Genomic DNA, 17330 nt, shown 5'->3' with positions numbered 1-17330 from the left:
ATTCTTATTTGCTACTATTCAGCACTTCTTAATAATTCGTTAATACCTACTTTTCCACGGGTTTTAGCATCTACTTTTTTCACGATAATTGCCGCGTATAACTGACAATCACCGGTAGATGAAGGCAGGGTACCAGGCACAACAACTGAACCCGCAGGCACTCGACCGTAGTGAATTTCGCCAGTTTCACGATCATAAATACGGGTACTTTGACCAATATAAACGCCCATAGAAATAACTGCGCCCTCTTCAACGATAACGCCTTCTACAATTTCACTTCGAGCGCCAATGAAACAGTTATCTTCAATAATAGTTGGGTTTGCTTGAAGAGGTTCAAGTACACCGCCAATGCCTACACCGCCAGATAAATGAACATTTTTACCGATTTGAGCACATGAGCCTACTGTCGCCCAGGTATCAACCATAGTGCCTTCGCCAACGTAAGCACCGATATTCACATAAGATGGCATTAATACAACATTTTTGCCTACGAATACGCCAGTTCTTACTGTCGCAGGTGGTACTACACGCATGCCTTCTTCAGCAAAACGCTCTGCGGTGTAATCGCTGAATTTTAAGGGTACCTTGTCAAAATACTGAGTTTCTTGACCGTCAATGATGGCATTGTCGTGCAGACGAAAATACAGTAAAACCGCTTTTTTAAGCCATTGATGAACAACCCACTCACCATCAATTTTCTCTGCAACTCTAGCGGCTCCGCTATTTAAAGCTGCAAAAGCTTGGTTTACTGCATCAACAACTTCTGGTGATGCGCTAGAAGGAGTAATGTTTGCTCTTTGTTCAAAAGCACTTTCTATAATCGTTTGTAGTTCGTTCATGAGTTTGAGATATCTTCAAGTTGTTCGAGTTTAAATTTCAATTGCTGCTTAAGAGCAACCTGTTCTTGAGGGCTTAGTGCTTGCCCATTTGCATTTGTAACAATAAATACATCTTCTGCTCGCTCACCTATGGTTGATATTTTTGCAAGCTTTAACGTTGTGTTGCAATCAACCAATGCGTGACCTACTTTTGCGAGCATTCCAGGTGCATCAAGCGCTTCTAATTCTACTAGGGTCGCTTCGTCACCGCGAGAGTAAAATCGAATTTTAATTGGTACATCCAATTGGCGCATTTGTCGTGAAATTCTGCGTGTATTGGTGTGCGAGCGTCCTGGCTTATTTATTTGTTCTTTTATGGCTTTTTCAAGTTCGTTAATGCGACTTTTTGACGTTACTCGTTGTCCATCATTCTCTAGAATTAATAGGCTGTCGAATACATAACCGTCGTCGGTCACAGTAATATAGGCATCATGGATAGAGCAGTTACCGTTGTCCACAACGCTAGCTATTTGCGCAAACATCGCAACCCTATCTTTGCCGTATACCAATAACTCTGTGCCGCCTTTTGCACTGTGTTCATTCGCCGAGACTAGCAAAGCATCATTGTCGCAATCGTGACAGCTCAGTATTTGTTCAGTATGCCATGCTATTTGCGCAGGCGTAAAACGGCTAAAGTAGTCTTGATTAAAGCGTGCCCAGTGTGATTCGATTGCATTAATTTCTATGTTGTGTTCATTGAGTAAATCCAGCGCCTTGGACTTATGTAAACTTACTCTTTCATCTAATGTCGCTTGGCAACGTAGACCATTATCCAACGCTTGTTTGGTCATCAAGTAGAGTTCGCGAAGTAGGGAGCCTTTCCAATCATTCCACAAGTTGTCATTGGTGGCTCTAATGTCAGCTAGCGTTAAGGTGTAAAGTAAGTCTAGGTGTTTTTGACTTTTTACTGCCGAGGCAAACTCATGAATAACCTCTGGATCGTATATATCACGACGCTGTGCTACGACTGACATCAACAAGTGATTTCTAACCAGCCAAGCAATCATGTCTTCGTGTTCTTTGTTGACTTGATGGCTTTGGCAGAAGTCGCGAACGTCTTGCTCGCCTAATACCGAATGGTCGCCGTTTCTTCCTTTTGCGATATCGTGAAATATCGCTGTCATATACAAGACTTCAGGGTGTTCCATTGTTTTTACAATACGAGAACAACGAGGAAATCGGTTATCGTTAGGGTTAAAATAGGCATTAACGTGTTTTACTAAGCGATGAGTATGCTCATCAACGGTATAGGCGTGGAACAAATCAAATTGCATCATGCCTACAATTTGATCCCAAGCCGGCAAATAATGCTGAATAATTTTGTATTCATGCATAATGTCCCATGCTTTATCAAAGAAGTGTGGATGCTTCATTAAGGCAAGGAATTTATCTCTGCAGTCTGGTCTTTCACAATAATACTCAGACTGAAATGCTTGTCTGGCATTCCTTAGTTGGCGAATACAATCTGCACTTAAACCCTCAATGTTATCTGCGTCGGCAATAACGAGTAAAAAATCGAGTAGGGATTCAGGCGATGGAAATGCATTGTCATGCCTTGGCGAAATAAGGCCATCAACACGTTCAAAATCAGTAGAAATATAACAAATGTCGCGTTTTTTCTTATTGAGAATATCGCTTTGAAAACGGTCTAGAAGCATGAGGTTCAACTCATGAATACGACTGATTATACGGAAGAAGCCACGCATCATGGTTTCTACCGATTTTTTACCTTCGTTTCCATAGCCTAGTTTTTCTGCAACATCAGTTTGATAATCAAATAATAGTCGGTTTTCACTGCGACCTGCGACCAAGTGCAATGCACAGCGAATCTTCCAAAGGTGCATTCTACACTCAACCAATTCACTATGCTCATCTTGAGTCATATAGCCTTGGGTAACAAGTTGTGTTCCTTCTAGTTCAGTGAAATGCTGCTTTGCAACCCAGCCAATGGTTTGAATGTCTCGTAAGCAGCCAGGGTTTTCTTTAATGTTTGGTTCTAAGTTGTACGCAGTACCATGAAATTTAGCATGGCGTGCTTTTTGTTCTTTGTATTTAGCTAAAAAGAAATCTTTACTACTTCTGCGATGTTTGTTGTTAACCCTGTGCCACAAATCATCGTATATAGGTTGGCTTCCTGAAAGAAAGCGAAGTTCTATTAAGTTAGTGGCTATAGTAATGTCATCTTTAGCTAAGGCAATACACTCTTTGATTGTTCTAACTGATTGGCCAATGTCCAAACGTATATCCCAAAGAAAAGTAATGAACTGGCTCACTTTCTCTTCAGACCCTTTACTTAAACGTTTTTTACTGGCAATGAGAAGGTCAATATCGGAGTAGGGCTGTAAGTGACCTCTTCCATATCCGCCTACCGCGCACAGAGTTACGTTATCGTCAGAGATAAGGCCGGTAATTTGCCATGCTTGTTGCAAAAGCGCATCGACAAACTTTGCCCTTCCTGTCACTAAGTCTTCGATAGGAAGTAAGCATAAATTTTCGTTTAGCCATAGATAGCTATCTGATACTAAGGATTTCCATTCCCCAAGGTTACTAATGCTATCGAGTTGTAATACCTGGTCTACAAGAGATTCTAAGTTCAATATAAGCACTCATTGGGTCGGGGTGATTAGTTATGACGGATGATTCTATCGATATCTTCTTCGTCGCGAAGGGTTAAAATTTCCACGCCGTCTTCCGTAACTAATAAAGTGTGCTCCCATTGCGCACTTAAGCTTCTGTCTTTCGTCACTACAGTCCAGTTGTCGGGCAATACTTTAGAATGTCTTTTGCCTGCATTGATCATGGGCTCTATGGTAAAACACATGCCAGCTTCAAGAACATCGCCCGTATTGGGTGTACCGTAGTGTACAACTTGAGGTTCTTCGTGAAAGGTCGCACCAATTCCATGACCGCAGTATTCGCGAACAATGGAATAATCATGAGATTCTGCAAATTTTTGAATAATATGACCGATATCGCCTAAGCGAACTCCCGGTTTCACTATTTTTATCGCTTTATAGAGTGATTCTTGGGTAGTTTTTATCAAACGGTCAGCAAGAATACTGGGTTTTCCAACAACAAACATTTTCGATGTGTCGCCGTGGTACCCATCTTTAATAACAGTTACATCGATATTAACAATGTCGCCGTCTTTTAGTTTTTTATCAGAAGGAATACCATGACAGATAACATGGTTCACTGATGTACAAATAGATTTTGGAAAAGGTGGATGACCATAATTTAAAGGGGCGGGTATGGCGTCCTGATGTTCAACAATGTAATTATGGCAAATTGTATTCAGTTCGTCGGTTGTTATGCCTTTTTTGACGTGCTCACCAATCATCATCAGCACGTCTGCCGCCAGTTTACCTGCGACTCGCATCTTTTCAATTTCTTCAACCGTTTTTATAATTGCGCCCAAAACCTACTCCATACCTATTGGTATAATCCAGAGCGTTACCGCTCGTTAATCTCAAAACGGTGCATATGGTAGCGATTTAGAGTGTTTTTGTATAGGTGCGAGTATAAACTGTGTCCAATTATTTTGGCCTAGCTTTACTCAAGACAGTACCCAAATCGGCGTATTGATTCGCGCCCAACCTAATTAGAGGGTTAATTGTTTTAGCGTCGATTATAATTCGTCCGTTCTCTTCTTTGGTGGCGTTGTTATCTACCCATAGCTCTTTTGCTTCAACAAATATAAGCTGCTGTGAGGTATTCCCTATAGTTGTTGTGCTGTGCACTTTACACAAATAGGCAATAGGGGCATTTTCCACACGGGGCAAAGGCCAATTTTTTTGTTCTACTAGTTGAATGTTGTTTTCAGTGACTTCGCTGTGACCATAGTTGAGGTTCGCTGCAGTTGCCGTTATGTCTTGAGCTTGGCCTACATGAGCAATATGAATAACGCAATAATTCCCGACAGTTAAGTTAGTGACTGTGTCTTTAGTTTCACCGTTAGGTTTTTGGGTGAGTGATAACATCATTAAAGGGGGATCACTACAAACGGCATTAAAATAGGAGAAAGGGGCTAAGTTCAATGAACTATCTTGGTTTTCACTTAGCACCCAAGCAATAGGGCGAGGGATGATAGTTTGAGTCATTAAGTGATAAACGTCAGTGCTAGAAAAATTAGATAGGTTTAGGTTCATGGCAGCGTTATTTAAAAAATAATAGACCTAACTATCTGTTATTCTTCAGCTTTAGGCAATGTATTTTTAACGTTAGAAGGGGCTTTATTACCCCTTCTAATGCGCATCATTATTTAAACAAGCGAGCGGCTTGAGTTACTAGCCCTGATGTAACACTACCAAAATGGTCACCGACAACAATAGGCATTCCTGGAAAAACGCCATTTATCCATTGTTGAACTACGGGAGACATTGCGGTACCACCTGTTACATAAAGCACATCGGGCTGGACGCCGGCTTGCTGTATTGCTTCGTGCATTAACATTTCGAATTTGCTCAGTTCATCTGCAATGGATTCTGCTAATGCGTCGCGACTCACTGAAATATCAAAGCCTGATTCTATATAATCCATGGGGATATCAACTAAGGTGTTATCAGACAAATCTATTTTTGCTTGTTCTGCACTGCGACTGACACGAAGTCCGAACTTGCCATCTCTTAATTGCTGAAGTCGCCTTAGTCTTGTGTCGTTTGAACGCAAGCAATAGTCTTCAATTTCACGACCCGTACGCACAAGGTTAAAATCACGTTGCGCGCCAACATCATTCACGGACACCGCTTGCCTAAACAAGGTACTTGGAACGGGGAGGCCAGTTTTAAACACAGCGTCCTTACCAAAATGAGGCATAAACTGCATTAATGCCAGTTTGTTGTCTAAATCAATCCCGCCAATTCTTCTACCTGTATGGCTTAATATACAATTTTGTCTGTCCTCAAGGTGAGAATAGCTAGGCCCAAGCTTTATCACTGAGCAGTCTGTGGTTCCCCCTCCGAGGTCAAGAATAAGTACCATTTTATCGGTTGTTAATTGGCGCTCATAATCATAAGCTGCTGCAACGGGTTCCATCAAGAACTCAACATGCTTGAAACCTACGGTTTGAGCAGCCTCCCCAATAATAGCTAAAGCTTGTTCGTTACCGTCATTTCCTAATAAGCCATGAAAATTAACTGGCCTGCCAATAACAACGTCATTTAATTCTTCGTTTTTGACTGATTCGGCTTCTTGCTTAATATGAGCCAGCATTTTTTCAACTATACGAGTAAACACCACTTGCTGGTCTTTATTAATATCAGCGCCTAAAAACGACTTGGGCGATTTTACATAAAAGCCACTTTCGGGATCATCAATATGAGTGAGCTCAGCTTCTTCACCAAAAATAACATCGCCGTTTGATTTGAGTGCATCAACAATACTAGCTGCTTGCTTAAAGCTAATTGCTTTGTTTCTATGTTCTGCTTGCATTTGCTTACGGGCAATACTGATTAAGGTTTCGGTGTTTTGTGCGCTGTCGAGAGTGCTTACTCGACTCATCAAGTCAGATCTCGCCACATCAAAAGGCTTAATCACTTCACGTTCGATGAAAAGACAGGACGATAACCGAGTACGCCCCCCGTCTATGGGTATAAGTGTGGGTTCGTTCTCGACCATAGTGCCAATAGAACAGTTTGATGTGCCGAAATCGAGGCCAGCGTACATAGAGAGGTTTCCTAGGAGATAGACAAAAAATTTCCAAGGTATTTTAAGCTACTCCTCGTCTATTGGAAATGCGGGATAGAAGAAATTTAAACATTTGCGAATAGGCAGGAACTACTCGCGAATGTTCTTCTATATTCTCATTAGAATGGGCTAATTAACTTAGGTGGCTCTACAGGTTGTGTGCGTGGCGGGCTTGGGATAAGTCGTCTTAAAAATGATAAGTCATGTTGTGCTGCCTTGGTGTATTGAAGGCCACCACTGATAGTTTTTTTGTCTTGATTCGTTAGTTCTTTCATATTTTGCTCCTTTTGTATTTTTAATAAACACGCCTTAAAACTAAAACGTGATTGAAATAAGAACATCCTTATTCGAAACCTAGCTTAAACAAAAATAGTGAAAGGGAATACCGTACAGAAGGTAGGAATGTAAAGGCTGTTACACATAATTGGATAGGTACTCAGTCCTTACATCGGGGTTGTGTAATAAGTGGAAAAAATTCCGTACACAGCACTACAAGCTTATTCAGTTTGACAGTTTATTTTTAACTCTGATGTGTGCAATATTCCACTCGTATCGAGTAAATACGATTTTGATTTTACTGCCTTTGCTCCTGTCTATAATGCCGTACAACATCATCTAGCTCTTATTGTTAAATTGATTGTCTAAACTGAGGAATACTATGCGTTTAATTTTAAGGTCAGCGCTATTCGCTGTTGTATGTTTGATGGCATTAGTGAGTTGTTCGCAAACTTCGAACAACAGCGCAGATAATGCGCTAAAAAGTTCTTCTTATCAGTTTAAAGTAAGTCAAACCATTCAACTAGGAAAAGCGCCCCATGGTATTCGCGTTGAAGGCGATATGGCATATGTTGCGAATGCAGGTAGCGACAATATTGGTGTTATTGATTTAACGCTTGGTAAACAAATTCGTACCATTCCAATTAAAGGCGTTCCATTAGATTTAATTAGAGTTGAAAATGATTGGTTAGTGACAGCCTTTAGAGGAACGGTGATTAGCCGCATTAATAACGAAGGCGAGGTTATTAATACATACGATGTGGGTGAAAGCCCCAGTTTGTTTTCGGGAAAATATGGTTCTGACACTAACCTTATCAGTGTTACTAGTGAATTTGCAGATCGTCTTAGTTTCATCGATACAAAAACACACGCTATAAAGCATATTTCAACAGGTAAAAACCCTTACCCTGCCCACATTACTTCTGATGGCGTTCTTGCGTTTATTCCTAACAGAACAGACGGCACAGTGACAGTGTACGACTTATTGAATGACAAATTAGCAGCCATAGTGCCTGTGTGTTCCAAACCTGAAGGCGGAGCTCTAACCTTAGATGAAGTCAGCTATATGGTTGCGTGTGGCGGTGACAACAGAGTTGTGTTTATCAACACGGCAAGTTTTAAAGTTGTTAACGAAATAACCGATGGTATTGGTAGTCGGCCTTTTAGTGTTGTTGCTGGTCCTGATGGTCAGTACGCTTACGTCAACAATGCTGGAGGAGATACAATTTCAGTTATCGATTTAATTCAAGAGCAAGTTATCGATTCCATTATTGTAGGAAAGCAACCTATTGTAATGCGCATAAAAGAACGAACCTTGTATGTTACGAATGAAATCAGCAACACATTGAGTGTTATTCCTTTGCCCGCAGCACCTAAAAAAACCTTACCAACAATGAAAAACGAAGTGATTGTTTTAGGTCTGATCCACGGTGGCCACAATACCAGTGAAATCTATGGTTTAGATAGGTTAGATAAAGCATTTCGTGCAATTAATCCAGACTATGTATTAACTGAAATGCCACCAAATAGATTCGATGAAGCACAAGCTGACTGGGCCAAATATGGGGAAATTCGCGAAGTCAGAATTAAGCGTTTTGCTGAGTATGTAGGGATGTTATATCCGCGAACCAATGATATGGATTTTACCATTATTCCTACCGCTGGTTGGAATACTCACATGAATGACTTTCGTCGAGGGGCGCTTGCACGCATCGCTAAAGACCCCGCTAGAACAGAACAATGGAAAGAATATCAGCAAAGTATAAAGTTAATGGGGGAAAAATTGGAAGCAGCTGGTGGTGATGATCCGCTTTTTATACACAGCAATGAATATGACGAGATTATTAAAGACGGTTACGGCGGGCCGTATCAGCAATACTTTAACGACGATCTTGGTACGGGTGGCTGGAAAACAATTAACGAAGCACATTATGCAAATATTGATAAAGCACTTAACAAGCATAGTGGAGAAGGTAAGCGATTTGTTATTACTTACGGCGCAGGTCATAAGTATTGGATCCTCCAAGAACTAAGAAAGCGTCAGGATATAACTATCATCAATGCAAAGCCTTTCTTCAATAAATTTTAGCTACTGACAATCACAGTGTGAATTTTAAAATTCAATGAATTCATAGTTGCCACTAGCGATTACCTGGATAAAATATGAGTGCTCTGATAAAGAGCGCCTTCATTATATTGGAAATGAACTAGTTATGAAATTTGAAAGATCTTATAAACAATTGGTATGGGAAATGGTGGTTTTGGGCATTATTTTTATAATGTCAGCTTATGTAGTGGTTGACATTATAGTGAATGGCATAGGTACATATAAATCAAAAGCAGTTCTTAGTTTTGTATTAGTATTTTTAGTTCCTATAATGATAGCAACACGGCTATTGAAGGCAAAGCAAACAGAAGACCATACATTGTTTGTGTCTGATACATCAATCTCTTTTGGCTCTCCAGATATTTCGCATACTGCATCTTGGTGCGATTTAGACAGTATATTTTTTGATTTAAGATTACAAAAGCTACATTTTCAATTTAAAAAGGGTAAAACAGGTGTAGCTATGTTTCCCGAGCTCAATATTCGAGAGTATGATATTAGTAAAACACAGACAATTGAGTTGCTTGAACAGTACTCTTCGGCACATTCTTTTGATTTTGAAATGGAATGAAACATGAAGTGCCCTAGTTGTAACCATAAATTACCTTATTTTAAATCGATGTTTTCAAAAAAATTGTCGTGCAAATCCTGTGGAGAGAGGTACCGGTTAGCCATTAGTTTTAAAAGAATAGTGTTCTTGGCGTTACCCTCTGTTGTGTCAGTTGTCTTTGCTACATTGTTATTTGGTGGAGTGAATAGTTTGGTTACTTTTTTGGTAACCTTTGCCATTATTTTGCTTTCATTTATTCCGAAAGAGTCTGACTAAGCGAACCTATATGTTAAATAACGTTATAAAAATAGGTAGTCCATTTCAGACACTTCTCACTTCTATTTTCTATTTTTCATTGTAAGCGTGCGCTAGTCATGGTATAAAGCGCGCGCTCAAATCGAACATTGTGTTCTTTTGAGTAAATTAATTTAAATCACACATATACTACAACTGAATGTCGGGGTGTTTCCGCTGCAACGAATTTGCACTGGGAAATCGATATTTGGGGTATATGGAGGCCTAACCCCAAGAGGAAATTATTATGGCGAACGTGTCAATGCGTGACATGCTTAAAGCTGGTGTACATTTTGGTCACCAAACTCGTTACTGGAACCCAAAAATGAAACCTTACATTTTTGGTGCTCGTAACAAGGTTCATATCATCAACCTAGAAAAAACCGTACCCCTTTTCAACGGTGCGCTTAACTACATTTCAGGTGTTGCGTCTAAAAAAGGCAAAATCTTATTTGTTGGAACTAAGCGTGCTGCAAGTGATGCAGTAAAAGATGCAGCACAGAAGTGTGACCAGTTTTATGTTAACAAGCGCTGGTTAGGCGGAATGTTGACTAACTGGAAAACAGTACGTCAATCAATCAAACGTTTAAAAGAGCTTGAGCAACAAAGCCAAGACGGTACGTTTGAAAAGCTTACTAAGAAAGAAGCGCTTATGCTTCAACGTGAAATGACTAAGCTTGAAAGCAGCTTAGGCGGTATCAAAGATATGGGCGGATTACCTGACTGTATTTTTGTTGTTGATGCAGATCACGAACACATCGCTGTAACTGAAGCGCGTAACTTAGGTATTCCTGTAGTTGGTGTTGTTGATACTAACTCTAACCCAGATGGTGTTGATTTCATCATTCCTGGTAATGATGATGCGATCCGTGCTGTTCAGTTGTATTTAGATGCAGCTGCTAATGCAGTAAACGAAGGTCGTAACAACAACATTGAAGTACAAGCAGAGCAAGACGATTTCGTTGAAGCTGCTGAATAATCTAATTATTTGATTGAGGAAGTTTAAAATGGCAGTAACTGCTGCACTCGTAAAAGAGTTACGTGAGCGCACTGGCGCTGGAATGTTAGATTGTAAAAAAGCCTTAGTTGAAACTGATGGTGACATCGAGTTAGCAATTGAGAATATGCGCAAATCAGGTCAAGCTAAAGCAGCCAAAAAAGCGGGCCGTATTGCCGCTGAAGGTGTTATCTTGACGAAAGTTAGTGGCAACAAAGCGACAATGCTTGAGCTTAACTGTGAAACTGATTTCGTTGCACGTGATGAAGGTTTTTTAAGCTTTGGTAACCAATTATTAGACGTTGCCGCTGCGAATAATCTAAACGATATTGATGCACTTAATGCTGCTGATTTAAACGGTGCTACCGTTGCTGAAGCTCGTGATACCTTAGTTGCTAAAATTGGTGAAAACATTTCACCTCGTCGCGTACTTACTGTTGACGGTGACAATCTTGGTGCTTATGTACACGGTGGACGTATTGGTGTAATCGCTATTCTAAATGGCGGTGACGAAGAGTTAGCAAAAGACGTTGCAATGCATGTTGCTGCTGCTAGCCCACAATTCGTTAAGCCTGAAGAAGTTCCAGCTGAAGTTGTTGAAAAAGAAAAAGCTATCCAAGTAGAAATTGCAATCCAGTCTGGTAAGCCAGCTGAAATTGCAGAGAAAATGGTTGTTGGCCGCATGAAGAAATTCACTGGCGAAATCAGCCTAACTGGACAGCCTTTTGTTAAAGATCCTTCAACATCTGTTGGTGACTTACTGAAAAGTAAAGGCGCTGATGTAGTTAACTTCGTACGTTTTGAAGTTGGCGAAGGCATCGAGAAGAAATCTGAAGATTTTGCAGCAGAAGTTGCTGCGCAAATGGAAGCTGCGAAGAAATAAATCTCGCGATATCCTTTTGTGATAGTCAATAGTTCGTTACACTAAAGCACCTCTTCGAAGGTGCTTTTTTATAGCTAAACGTCCAACACCTTAACGATAATAAAGGAAAGTACATATGACACCCAAATCAGCCTACCGCCGTATTCTTCTCAAACTGAGTGGTGAAGCTCTAATGGGAGACGAAGGGTTCGGTATCGATCCCAAAGTACTCGACCGCATGGCGCAAGAAATCAAAGATATTATTGAAATGGGCGTTCAAGTGGGCTTAGTTATCGGTGGCGGTAACTTGTTTCGTGGAGAAGGTCTTGCAAAAGCAGGCATGAATCGCGTTGTAGGCGACCACATGGGAATGCTTGCAACTGTTATGAATGGTTTGGCCATGCGTGATGCGCTACACCGAGCTTTTGTGAATGCTCGGCTTATGTCTGCCATTCCTCTAAATGGTGTGTGCGATGCATACAATTGGGCCGAAGCAATTAGTTTGTTAAAATCAGGCCGAGTTGTTATTTTCTCTGCGGGTACTGGGAATCCGTTTTTCACCACAGACTCAGCAGCGTGTTTACGAGGCGTAGAAATTGAAGCCGATGCAGTACTTAAAGCGACTAAGGTAGACGGTGTGTACAGTGATGACCCAGTCAAAAACCCTGAAGCCACACTGTATAGCGAGTTGTCCTACCAAGAAGTATTAGAAAAAGAATTGAAAGTGATGGATTTATCAGCCTTCACTTTAGCGAGAGATCATAGTTTGCCTATTCGCGTGTTTAACATGAATAAGCCAGGGTGCTTGAAACGTGTTATTTTAGGCGAAGATGAAGGCACCCTTATTGATCACGCTGAGAACTTTACCAATTAAAACAGGATATTAACTGTGATTGACGAAATAGAAAAAGATGCGCAAGAGCGCATGGAAAAAAGCATTAGTGCCCTTAAAAGCCAATTGAGTAAAATTCGCACCGGGCGTGCACACCCTAGTTTACTTGACGGCATTATGGTGCCTTATTACGGTTCAGATACACCACTTAAGCAAGTCGCAAATGTTATCGCTGAAGACAGCAGAACATTGGCATTAACTGTTTTTGATAAGAGCGTATCTGCAGCAGTAGAAAAAGCGATTATGCAGTCGGACCTTGGGCTTAACCCTATGAGCGCAGGCACTGCTATTCGCATACCTTTACCACCGCTTACAGAAGAGCGTAGAAAAGATCTTATTAAAGTAGTTAGAAATGAAGCTGAACAAGGCCGTGTAGCGATTCGCAATATACGTCGCGATGCCAACAGCGATATCAAAGAACTGCTTAAAGAAAAAGAAATAAGTGAAGACGAGAGTCGCGCAGCAGAAGAAAATATTCAAACGCTGACCAATGGATTTATCAAAAAAGTCGACACTACATTAAGTGATAAAGAGACTGAGTTAATGGAAGTTTAGTCATTTATGGTTAAAAGTGATTTGCACAATCCCGAAGTGAGCGACAATGATGTTATGCCTAAGCACGTAGCCATTATTATGGATGGAAATGGTCGCTGGGCTCAACAAAAAGGTAAGTTGCGGACATTTGGCCACAAAGCGGGTGTTGACGCGGTGAGAGCCTCAGTGCGTTACGCCCGTACTAATGGAATACAATCGTTAACCTTATTTGCTTTTAGCAGTGAAAATTGGAATCGTCCTGAAGAAGAAGTTGGCGTGTTAATGGACTTGTTTAGCCTTGTACTGAACAGTGAAGTGAAACGCATGAAAAAAAATGGGGTGAGGCTGAAAGTGATTGGCGACACCTCTAAATTCGATGATAAGTTAGTTGCTAAAATTGAAAAGGCAGAAGCATTAACTGCTGAAAATTCAGATCTGGTACTGAATATAGCAGCTAATTACGGTGGGCGATGGGATATAGTGAATGCCTGTAAATCTATTGTTGCAGACGTATCTGATAAAACCATTAGCCCTCACGAAATTACAGAAGAGCTTTTCTCTAAACATGTGTCTACGGAAGGCTTACCAGAATTAGACTTGTTAATTCGTACTGGTGGGGAACATCGTATCAGTAACTTTTTACTATGGCAGTGCGCTTACGCAGAATTATATTTTTCACAAACCCTGTGGCCAGACTTTGACGAAGCAGAATTTGATAAAGCAACAGCATGCTTCACTAGTCGCCAACGCAGGTTTGGCTTAACCGGCGAACAGGTAACCAATGAGTCGCAGGATTAAGGTGCTATGAGTAGTTTGAAAAAGCGGATAATTACTGCCTTAATTCTTGCGCCGTCGGTTTTAATCGCTATTCTATTTTTACCATTATATGCATTTGAATGGGCAGTAGCCGGCGTTGTTGCAATTGGTGCTTATGAATGGGCGAGTCTTTCAGGCATCAGCAATCGCATTCACAAAATTGGCTATATGCTCGGTGTATTTAGTTTATGTGTTTTGCTTATTGTCACAGTACCAATCGATGATATTTGGCAGCAAGGTCAGCTCATTTCGCTTTATACAATTATTTTAGGTTTGGCTTGTGTATGGTGGTGTATTTCATTAAGCATGATCATTGCCTACCCCAAGTATATTGGTTTTTGGTGTAAAAGCTGGGTCGCTCGTGGCGGATTTGGCGTGTTAACTCTTATTCCTACTTGGGTTGCAGTTATTGCACTGCGAAATAGCCTATATGCTGTTGACCCTTTCTATGGCGCGTCACTGATTTTCTATGTGCTGGGAATTGTATGGGCCGCGGATATCGGTGCGTTTTTCGTCGGTGTTAAATTTGGCAAACATAAACTTAGACCTAATGTATCACCTGGCAAAACCATTGAAGGCTTGGCTGGCGGTGTTATGGCGTCTACAGCAATTATTGCGTTTGCCGCGCTTCATTACCAAGTAGACCCATCGAGAATTTGGCTGCATCTCACTATTGGGGCAGTTACTGTTGCAGTCAGTGCATTGGGCGATTTGAATGAAAGTATGTTTAAACGCTGCGCTGGAATAAAAGACAGTGGAAAGTTACTACCAGGTCATGGTGGTGTGCTAGATAGAGTAGACAGTTTAACTGCAGCATTTCCTGTGTTCGCATTTTGCTACGTAATGTGGATGGCGTAAACTTGGAACAATTAGTTCAAACGATTACTGTATTAGGTGCGACGGGCTCTATTGGTAAAAGCACCCTCGACGTTGTTAGTCGCCATTCTGAGCGTTTTCGAGTATTTGCGATTACTGGATGTTCTCAAGTCAAACTGCTGATGCAACAAGCAAAAGCATGTGGAAGCCGATACGTAGTGTTAGCGAAAGAAGAAGACTACGCAGAGGCAAAAGCAATTGCTTCAGATTTAAACGTCGATGCTGAAATACTCTGCGGCCAAGATGCATTGGAGAGTGTTTCAAGTGCACCTGAAGTGGACATAGTGATGGCTGCTATTGTCGGGGCTGCAGGTTTAAAACCAACGCTCGCTGCTGCTAAAGCGGGTAAAAAAATACTCTTAGCCAATAAAGAATCGCTGGTGATGTCTGGTCAATTATTAATTGACATAGCTAACCAAAACAATGCGACTATTTTACCTATTGATAGCGAACATAACGCAATATTTCAATGCTTACCTCACGATTATCAATACGGAAATTTAAGTGACTCTGGGATAAGCAGTATTTTGCTAACTGGCTCTGGAGGCCCATTTAGAGAGCGTGATTTAACGTCTTTTAGTTTAATTTCAGTAGAGCAGGCGTGTGACCACCCGAATTGGTCCATGGGACAAAAAATCTCGGTTGATTCTGCAACTATGATGAATAAAGGCCTAGAATTCATTGAAGCGTGTCGGTTGTTTGGTGTACAGGGCGCTGATATTGAAATAGTGCTTCACCCTCAAAGCATTATCCATTCGATGGTACGCTATATTGACGGATCAGTTATAGCTCAGATGGGAAATCCTGACATGCGCACACCCATCGCCCACGGTTTAACCTTTCCAGAAAGAATTCAAGCCGGTGTTGAACCGTTAGATTTTATGTCTCTTTCTGCATTTACCTTTTCTAAACCCTGTAAGGCGCGTTACCCTAATTTGTATTTAGCTATTGAAGCGGAAAGAGAAGGGCAAAGCGCAACAACAGCACTCAATGCAGCCAATGAAATAGCAGTTGAAGCGTTTCTTAACAAACGTATAGGGTTCACAGAAATTGAAAAAATTAATAAAGAAACCTTACATCGAATTGAACCCTCAGAGGTTTACTCACTCGAAAGTGTGTTAGAACAAGATAACGGAGCAAGAATGATTGCTAGGAAAATCGTAGAAGAGATACAACAAGGTGTTTGATTTTTTTTGGAACTTAGCGTCATTCATCGTCTTGCTGGGCATTCTTGTTGCTGTGCATGAATGGGGACATTTCTATGTTGCCCGTAAGTGTGGTGTGTTTGTCACGCGCTTTTCTATTGGTTTTGGTAAACCGATTTGGCGTAAGCTATCTAAAAGCGGCACCGAATATGTTATTGCGGCTATTCCGCTAGGCGGATACGTGCGAATGCTAGACGGACGTATTGATGATGTGCCTTCCTCACAGTTAGACCAAACCTTTGATAACAAGTCTGTCTATCAACGCATGGCGATCATTGCGGCCGGCCCTGGTATCAACTTTATTTTCGCCATTTTCGTTCTTTACTTTATGTTTTTAATTGGTGTGCAAAGCGTCAAACCGGTTATTGGTAATATTTTACCCGATTCTATAGCCGCTCAAGCTGAGTTACAGCCTAACGAAGAAATTATTGCAATTAATAATCACAGTATTAAAGATTGGAACAGTGCTAATTTGGAGTTGGTCGCGTCTATTGGCGATGACCGTCTTTTCGTTGAAACGACAAGGAAAAAGTATCAATTAAATCTACAAAATTGGAACTTTGACCCAGAAAAAGACTCTTCTTTGAGAAGCTTAGGCATAGTGCCTTTTAGCCCTAAAGCGTATACTGAAATTGCACAAGTAGCACCTGATAGTCCAGCGGCAAAAGCAGGTATCCTACAAGGTGACGTTTTAATTGCGCTAAATAATGATAAGATAGCGATCTGGCAAGATTGGGTTACAGCGCTATCAACTAAGCCGGGCGAAACTATTGCTGTGTTATTACAACGAGAAGGAGAGTTAAATACACTTTCCGTGACGTTAGACAGTGTAGAAACGTCGTCGGGTGCTCGAGGTTATTTAGGCGTTGGACCTAAAACAGATCCTTGGCCTGAAGATATGTTGTTCATTGACCGCTATGGCATATTTGATTCAGCGGGTGCCGCGGTTTTGAAAACGTGGCGCTTAATGACCTTTAGCCTGGATATGATTGGCAAGGTTATTTTTGGCGATGTATCGGTTAAAAACTTAAGTGGCCCAATTTCCATTGCTCAAGGGGCAGGAACGAGCGCTGATTTTGGTTTAGTGTATTTTCTCGGGTTTATGGCATTAATTAGTGTCAATTTGGGAATTGTTAATTTGTTGCCTTTACCCATGTTAGATGGGGGGCATTTGATGTATTTTATTGTTGAGTGGTTAAGAGGCAGGCCTGTGTCTGATGAAGTTCAAGAAATAGGCTTTCGTATAGGTGCAGTCATCTTATTTACTATGATGGGCATCGCCATATTCAACGATATAGCAAGGTTGTCGTAACATAGGCAAAATGAAACTCGCGCTTATAGCAAACGCGTCCAGGAAG

17 protein-coding genes are annotated in these 17330 nt (G+C 41.1%); 11 read left to right on the top strand and 6 right to left on the bottom strand.

Going from position 1 to position 17330, the window contains the following annotated elements:
* Nucleotides 1-14: 14 nt before the first annotated feature.
* From dapD to J3L16_RS00245, 6 genes are all read right to left on the bottom strand, one after another.
* Nucleotides 15-839 carry a 2,3,4,5-tetrahydropyridine-2,6-dicarboxylate N-succinyltransferase gene (dapD, locus tag J3L16_RS00270; protein WP_207610869.1) on the bottom strand — a complete coding sequence of 275 codons (825 nt, stop codon included), beginning with the start codon at nt 837-839 and terminating at the stop codon, nt 15-17.
* Entirely contained in the window at nt 836-3475 is a 2640-nt protein-coding gene (glnD, locus tag J3L16_RS00265) for a [protein-PII] uridylyltransferase (RefSeq protein ID WP_207610868.1), read from the bottom strand. The genes dapD and glnD overlap by 4 nt, the downstream gene beginning before the upstream one ends.
* Nucleotides 3476-3501: 26 nt before the next feature.
* Entirely contained in the window at nt 3502-4296 is a 795-nt protein-coding gene (map, locus tag J3L16_RS00260; protein ID WP_207610867.1) for a type I methionyl aminopeptidase, read from the bottom strand.
* A 118-nt stretch (nt 4297-4414) separates the two neighbouring features.
* A complete protein-coding gene (locus tag J3L16_RS00255) occupies nt 4415-5026 on the bottom strand; it encodes a flavin reductase family protein (protein WP_207610866.1) in 612 nt (203 codons plus the stop codon).
* 109 nt (nt 5027-5135) lie between these two features.
* Nucleotides 5136-6542: a molecular chaperone gene (gene yegD, locus J3L16_RS00250; RefSeq protein WP_207610865.1), complete on the bottom strand. Its 1407-nt coding sequence runs from the start codon at nt 6540-6542 to the stop codon at nt 5136-5138.
* Between the two features lie 140 nt (nt 6543-6682).
* A complete protein-coding gene (locus J3L16_RS00245) occupies nt 6683-6838 on the bottom strand; it encodes a hypothetical protein (protein ID WP_207610864.1) in 156 nt (51 codons plus the stop codon).
* 383 nt (nt 6839-7221) lie between these two features.
* Between J3L16_RS00245 and J3L16_RS00240 the strand changes: the two genes are divergently transcribed.
* The 11 genes from J3L16_RS00240 to rseP all read left to right on the top strand — a co-directional run bounded on the left by J3L16_RS00240 (nt 7222) and on the right by rseP (nt 17284).
* Nucleotides 7222-8928: a hypothetical protein gene (locus J3L16_RS00240; RefSeq protein ID WP_207610863.1), complete on the top strand. Its 1707-nt coding sequence runs from the start codon at nt 7222-7224 to the stop codon at nt 8926-8928.
* Nucleotides 8929-9052: 124 nt separating this feature from the next.
* The gene (locus J3L16_RS00235) at nt 9053-9517 is read left to right on the top strand and encodes a hypothetical protein (protein WP_207610862.1); all 465 of its coding nucleotides are present in this window, start codon (nt 9053-9055) and stop codon (nt 9515-9517) included.
* 126 nt (nt 9518-9643) lie between these two features.
* The gene (locus tag J3L16_RS16370) at nt 9644-9772 is read left to right on the top strand and encodes a hypothetical protein (protein WP_278252725.1); all 129 of its coding nucleotides are present in this window, start codon (nt 9644-9646) and stop codon (nt 9770-9772) included.
* A 265-nt stretch (nt 9773-10037) separates the two neighbouring features.
* On the top strand, nt 10038-10769 hold the full coding sequence (gene rpsB / locus J3L16_RS00230) for a 30S ribosomal protein S2 (RefSeq protein ID WP_207610861.1): 732 nt from the start codon (nt 10038-10040) through the stop codon (nt 10767-10769).
* A gap of 28 nt (nt 10770-10797) precedes the next feature.
* Entirely contained in the window at nt 10798-11670 is an 873-nt protein-coding gene (tsf, locus tag J3L16_RS00225) for a translation elongation factor Ts (RefSeq protein ID WP_207610860.1), read from the top strand.
* Nucleotides 11671-11785: 115 nt separating this feature from the next.
* Nucleotides 11786-12523: a UMP kinase gene (pyrH, locus tag J3L16_RS00220; protein ID WP_207610859.1), complete on the top strand. Its 738-nt coding sequence runs from the start codon at nt 11786-11788 to the stop codon at nt 12521-12523.
* Between the two features lie 15 nt (nt 12524-12538).
* Nucleotides 12539-13096, top strand: coding sequence for a ribosome recycling factor (gene frr, locus J3L16_RS00215; protein ID WP_207610858.1), 558 nt, complete (start codon nt 12539-12541; stop codon nt 13094-13096).
* Between the two features lie 6 nt (nt 13097-13102).
* Nucleotides 13103-13873, top strand: a complete 771-nt coding sequence (gene uppS, locus J3L16_RS00210) for a polyprenyl diphosphate synthase (protein ID WP_207610857.1) — start codon at nt 13103-13105, stop codon at nt 13871-13873.
* Between the two features lie 6 nt (nt 13874-13879).
* On the top strand, nt 13880-14749 hold the full coding sequence (locus J3L16_RS00205; protein WP_207610856.1) for a phosphatidate cytidylyltransferase: 870 nt from the start codon (nt 13880-13882) through the stop codon (nt 14747-14749).
* A 2-nt stretch (nt 14750-14751) separates the two neighbouring features.
* Nucleotides 14752-15954 carry a 1-deoxy-D-xylulose-5-phosphate reductoisomerase gene (ispC, locus tag J3L16_RS00200; protein WP_242698572.1) on the top strand — a complete coding sequence of 401 codons (1203 nt, stop codon included), beginning with the start codon at nt 14752-14754 and terminating at the stop codon, nt 15952-15954.
* Nucleotides 15947-17284, top strand: coding sequence for a sigma E protease regulator RseP (gene rseP, locus J3L16_RS00195; RefSeq protein WP_207610854.1), 1338 nt, complete (start codon nt 15947-15949; stop codon nt 17282-17284). Before ispC ends, rseP begins: the two co-directional genes overlap by 8 nt.
* The last annotated feature ends 46 nt before the right edge of the window (nt 17285-17330 follow it).

It is taken from the genome of Alteromonas sp. 5E99-2 (genome assembly GCF_017368475.1).
Taxonomy (GTDB): domain Bacteria; phylum Pseudomonadota; class Gammaproteobacteria; order Enterobacterales; family Alteromonadaceae; genus Alteromonas_F.
The sequence above is the reverse complement of the archived record's forward strand: the minus strand, read 5'-3'. Positions and strand labels throughout refer to the sequence as shown.

Excerpts from the sequence above, each read along its gene's own strand:
- J3L16_RS00205 (WP_207610856.1), top strand. The coding sequence starts at position 13,880 with ATGAGTAGTTTGAAAAAGCGGATAATTACTGCCTTAATTCTTGCGCCG.
- dapD (WP_207610869.1), bottom strand. The coding sequence starts at position 839 with ATGAACGAACTACAAACGATTATAGAAAGTGCTTTTGAACAAAGAGCA.
- tsf (WP_207610860.1), top strand. The coding sequence starts at position 10,798 with ATGGCAGTAACTGCTGCACTCGTAAAAGAGTTACGTGAGCGCACTGGC.
- rpsB (WP_207610861.1), top strand. The coding sequence starts at position 10,038 with ATGGCGAACGTGTCAATGCGTGACATGCTTAAAGCTGGTGTACATTTT.
- uppS (WP_207610857.1), top strand. The coding sequence starts at position 13,103 with ATGGTTAAAAGTGATTTGCACAATCCCGAAGTGAGCGACAATGATGTT.
- J3L16_RS00240 (WP_207610863.1), top strand. The coding sequence starts at position 7,222 with ATGCGTTTAATTTTAAGGTCAGCGCTATTCGCTGTTGTATGTTTGATG.
- J3L16_RS00235 (WP_207610862.1), top strand. The coding sequence starts at position 9,053 with ATGAAATTTGAAAGATCTTATAAACAATTGGTATGGGAAATGGTGGTT.
- yegD (WP_207610865.1), bottom strand. The coding sequence starts at position 6,542 with ATGTACGCTGGCCTCGATTTCGGCACATCAAACTGTTCTATTGGCACT.
- pyrH (WP_207610859.1), top strand. The coding sequence starts at position 11,786 with ATGACACCCAAATCAGCCTACCGCCGTATTCTTCTCAAACTGAGTGGT.
- J3L16_RS00245 (WP_207610864.1), bottom strand. The coding sequence starts at position 6,838 with ATGAAAGAACTAACGAATCAAGACAAAAAAACTATCAGTGGTGGCCTT.
- J3L16_RS00255 (WP_207610866.1), bottom strand. The coding sequence starts at position 5,026 with ATGAACCTAAACCTATCTAATTTTTCTAGCACTGACGTTTATCACTTA.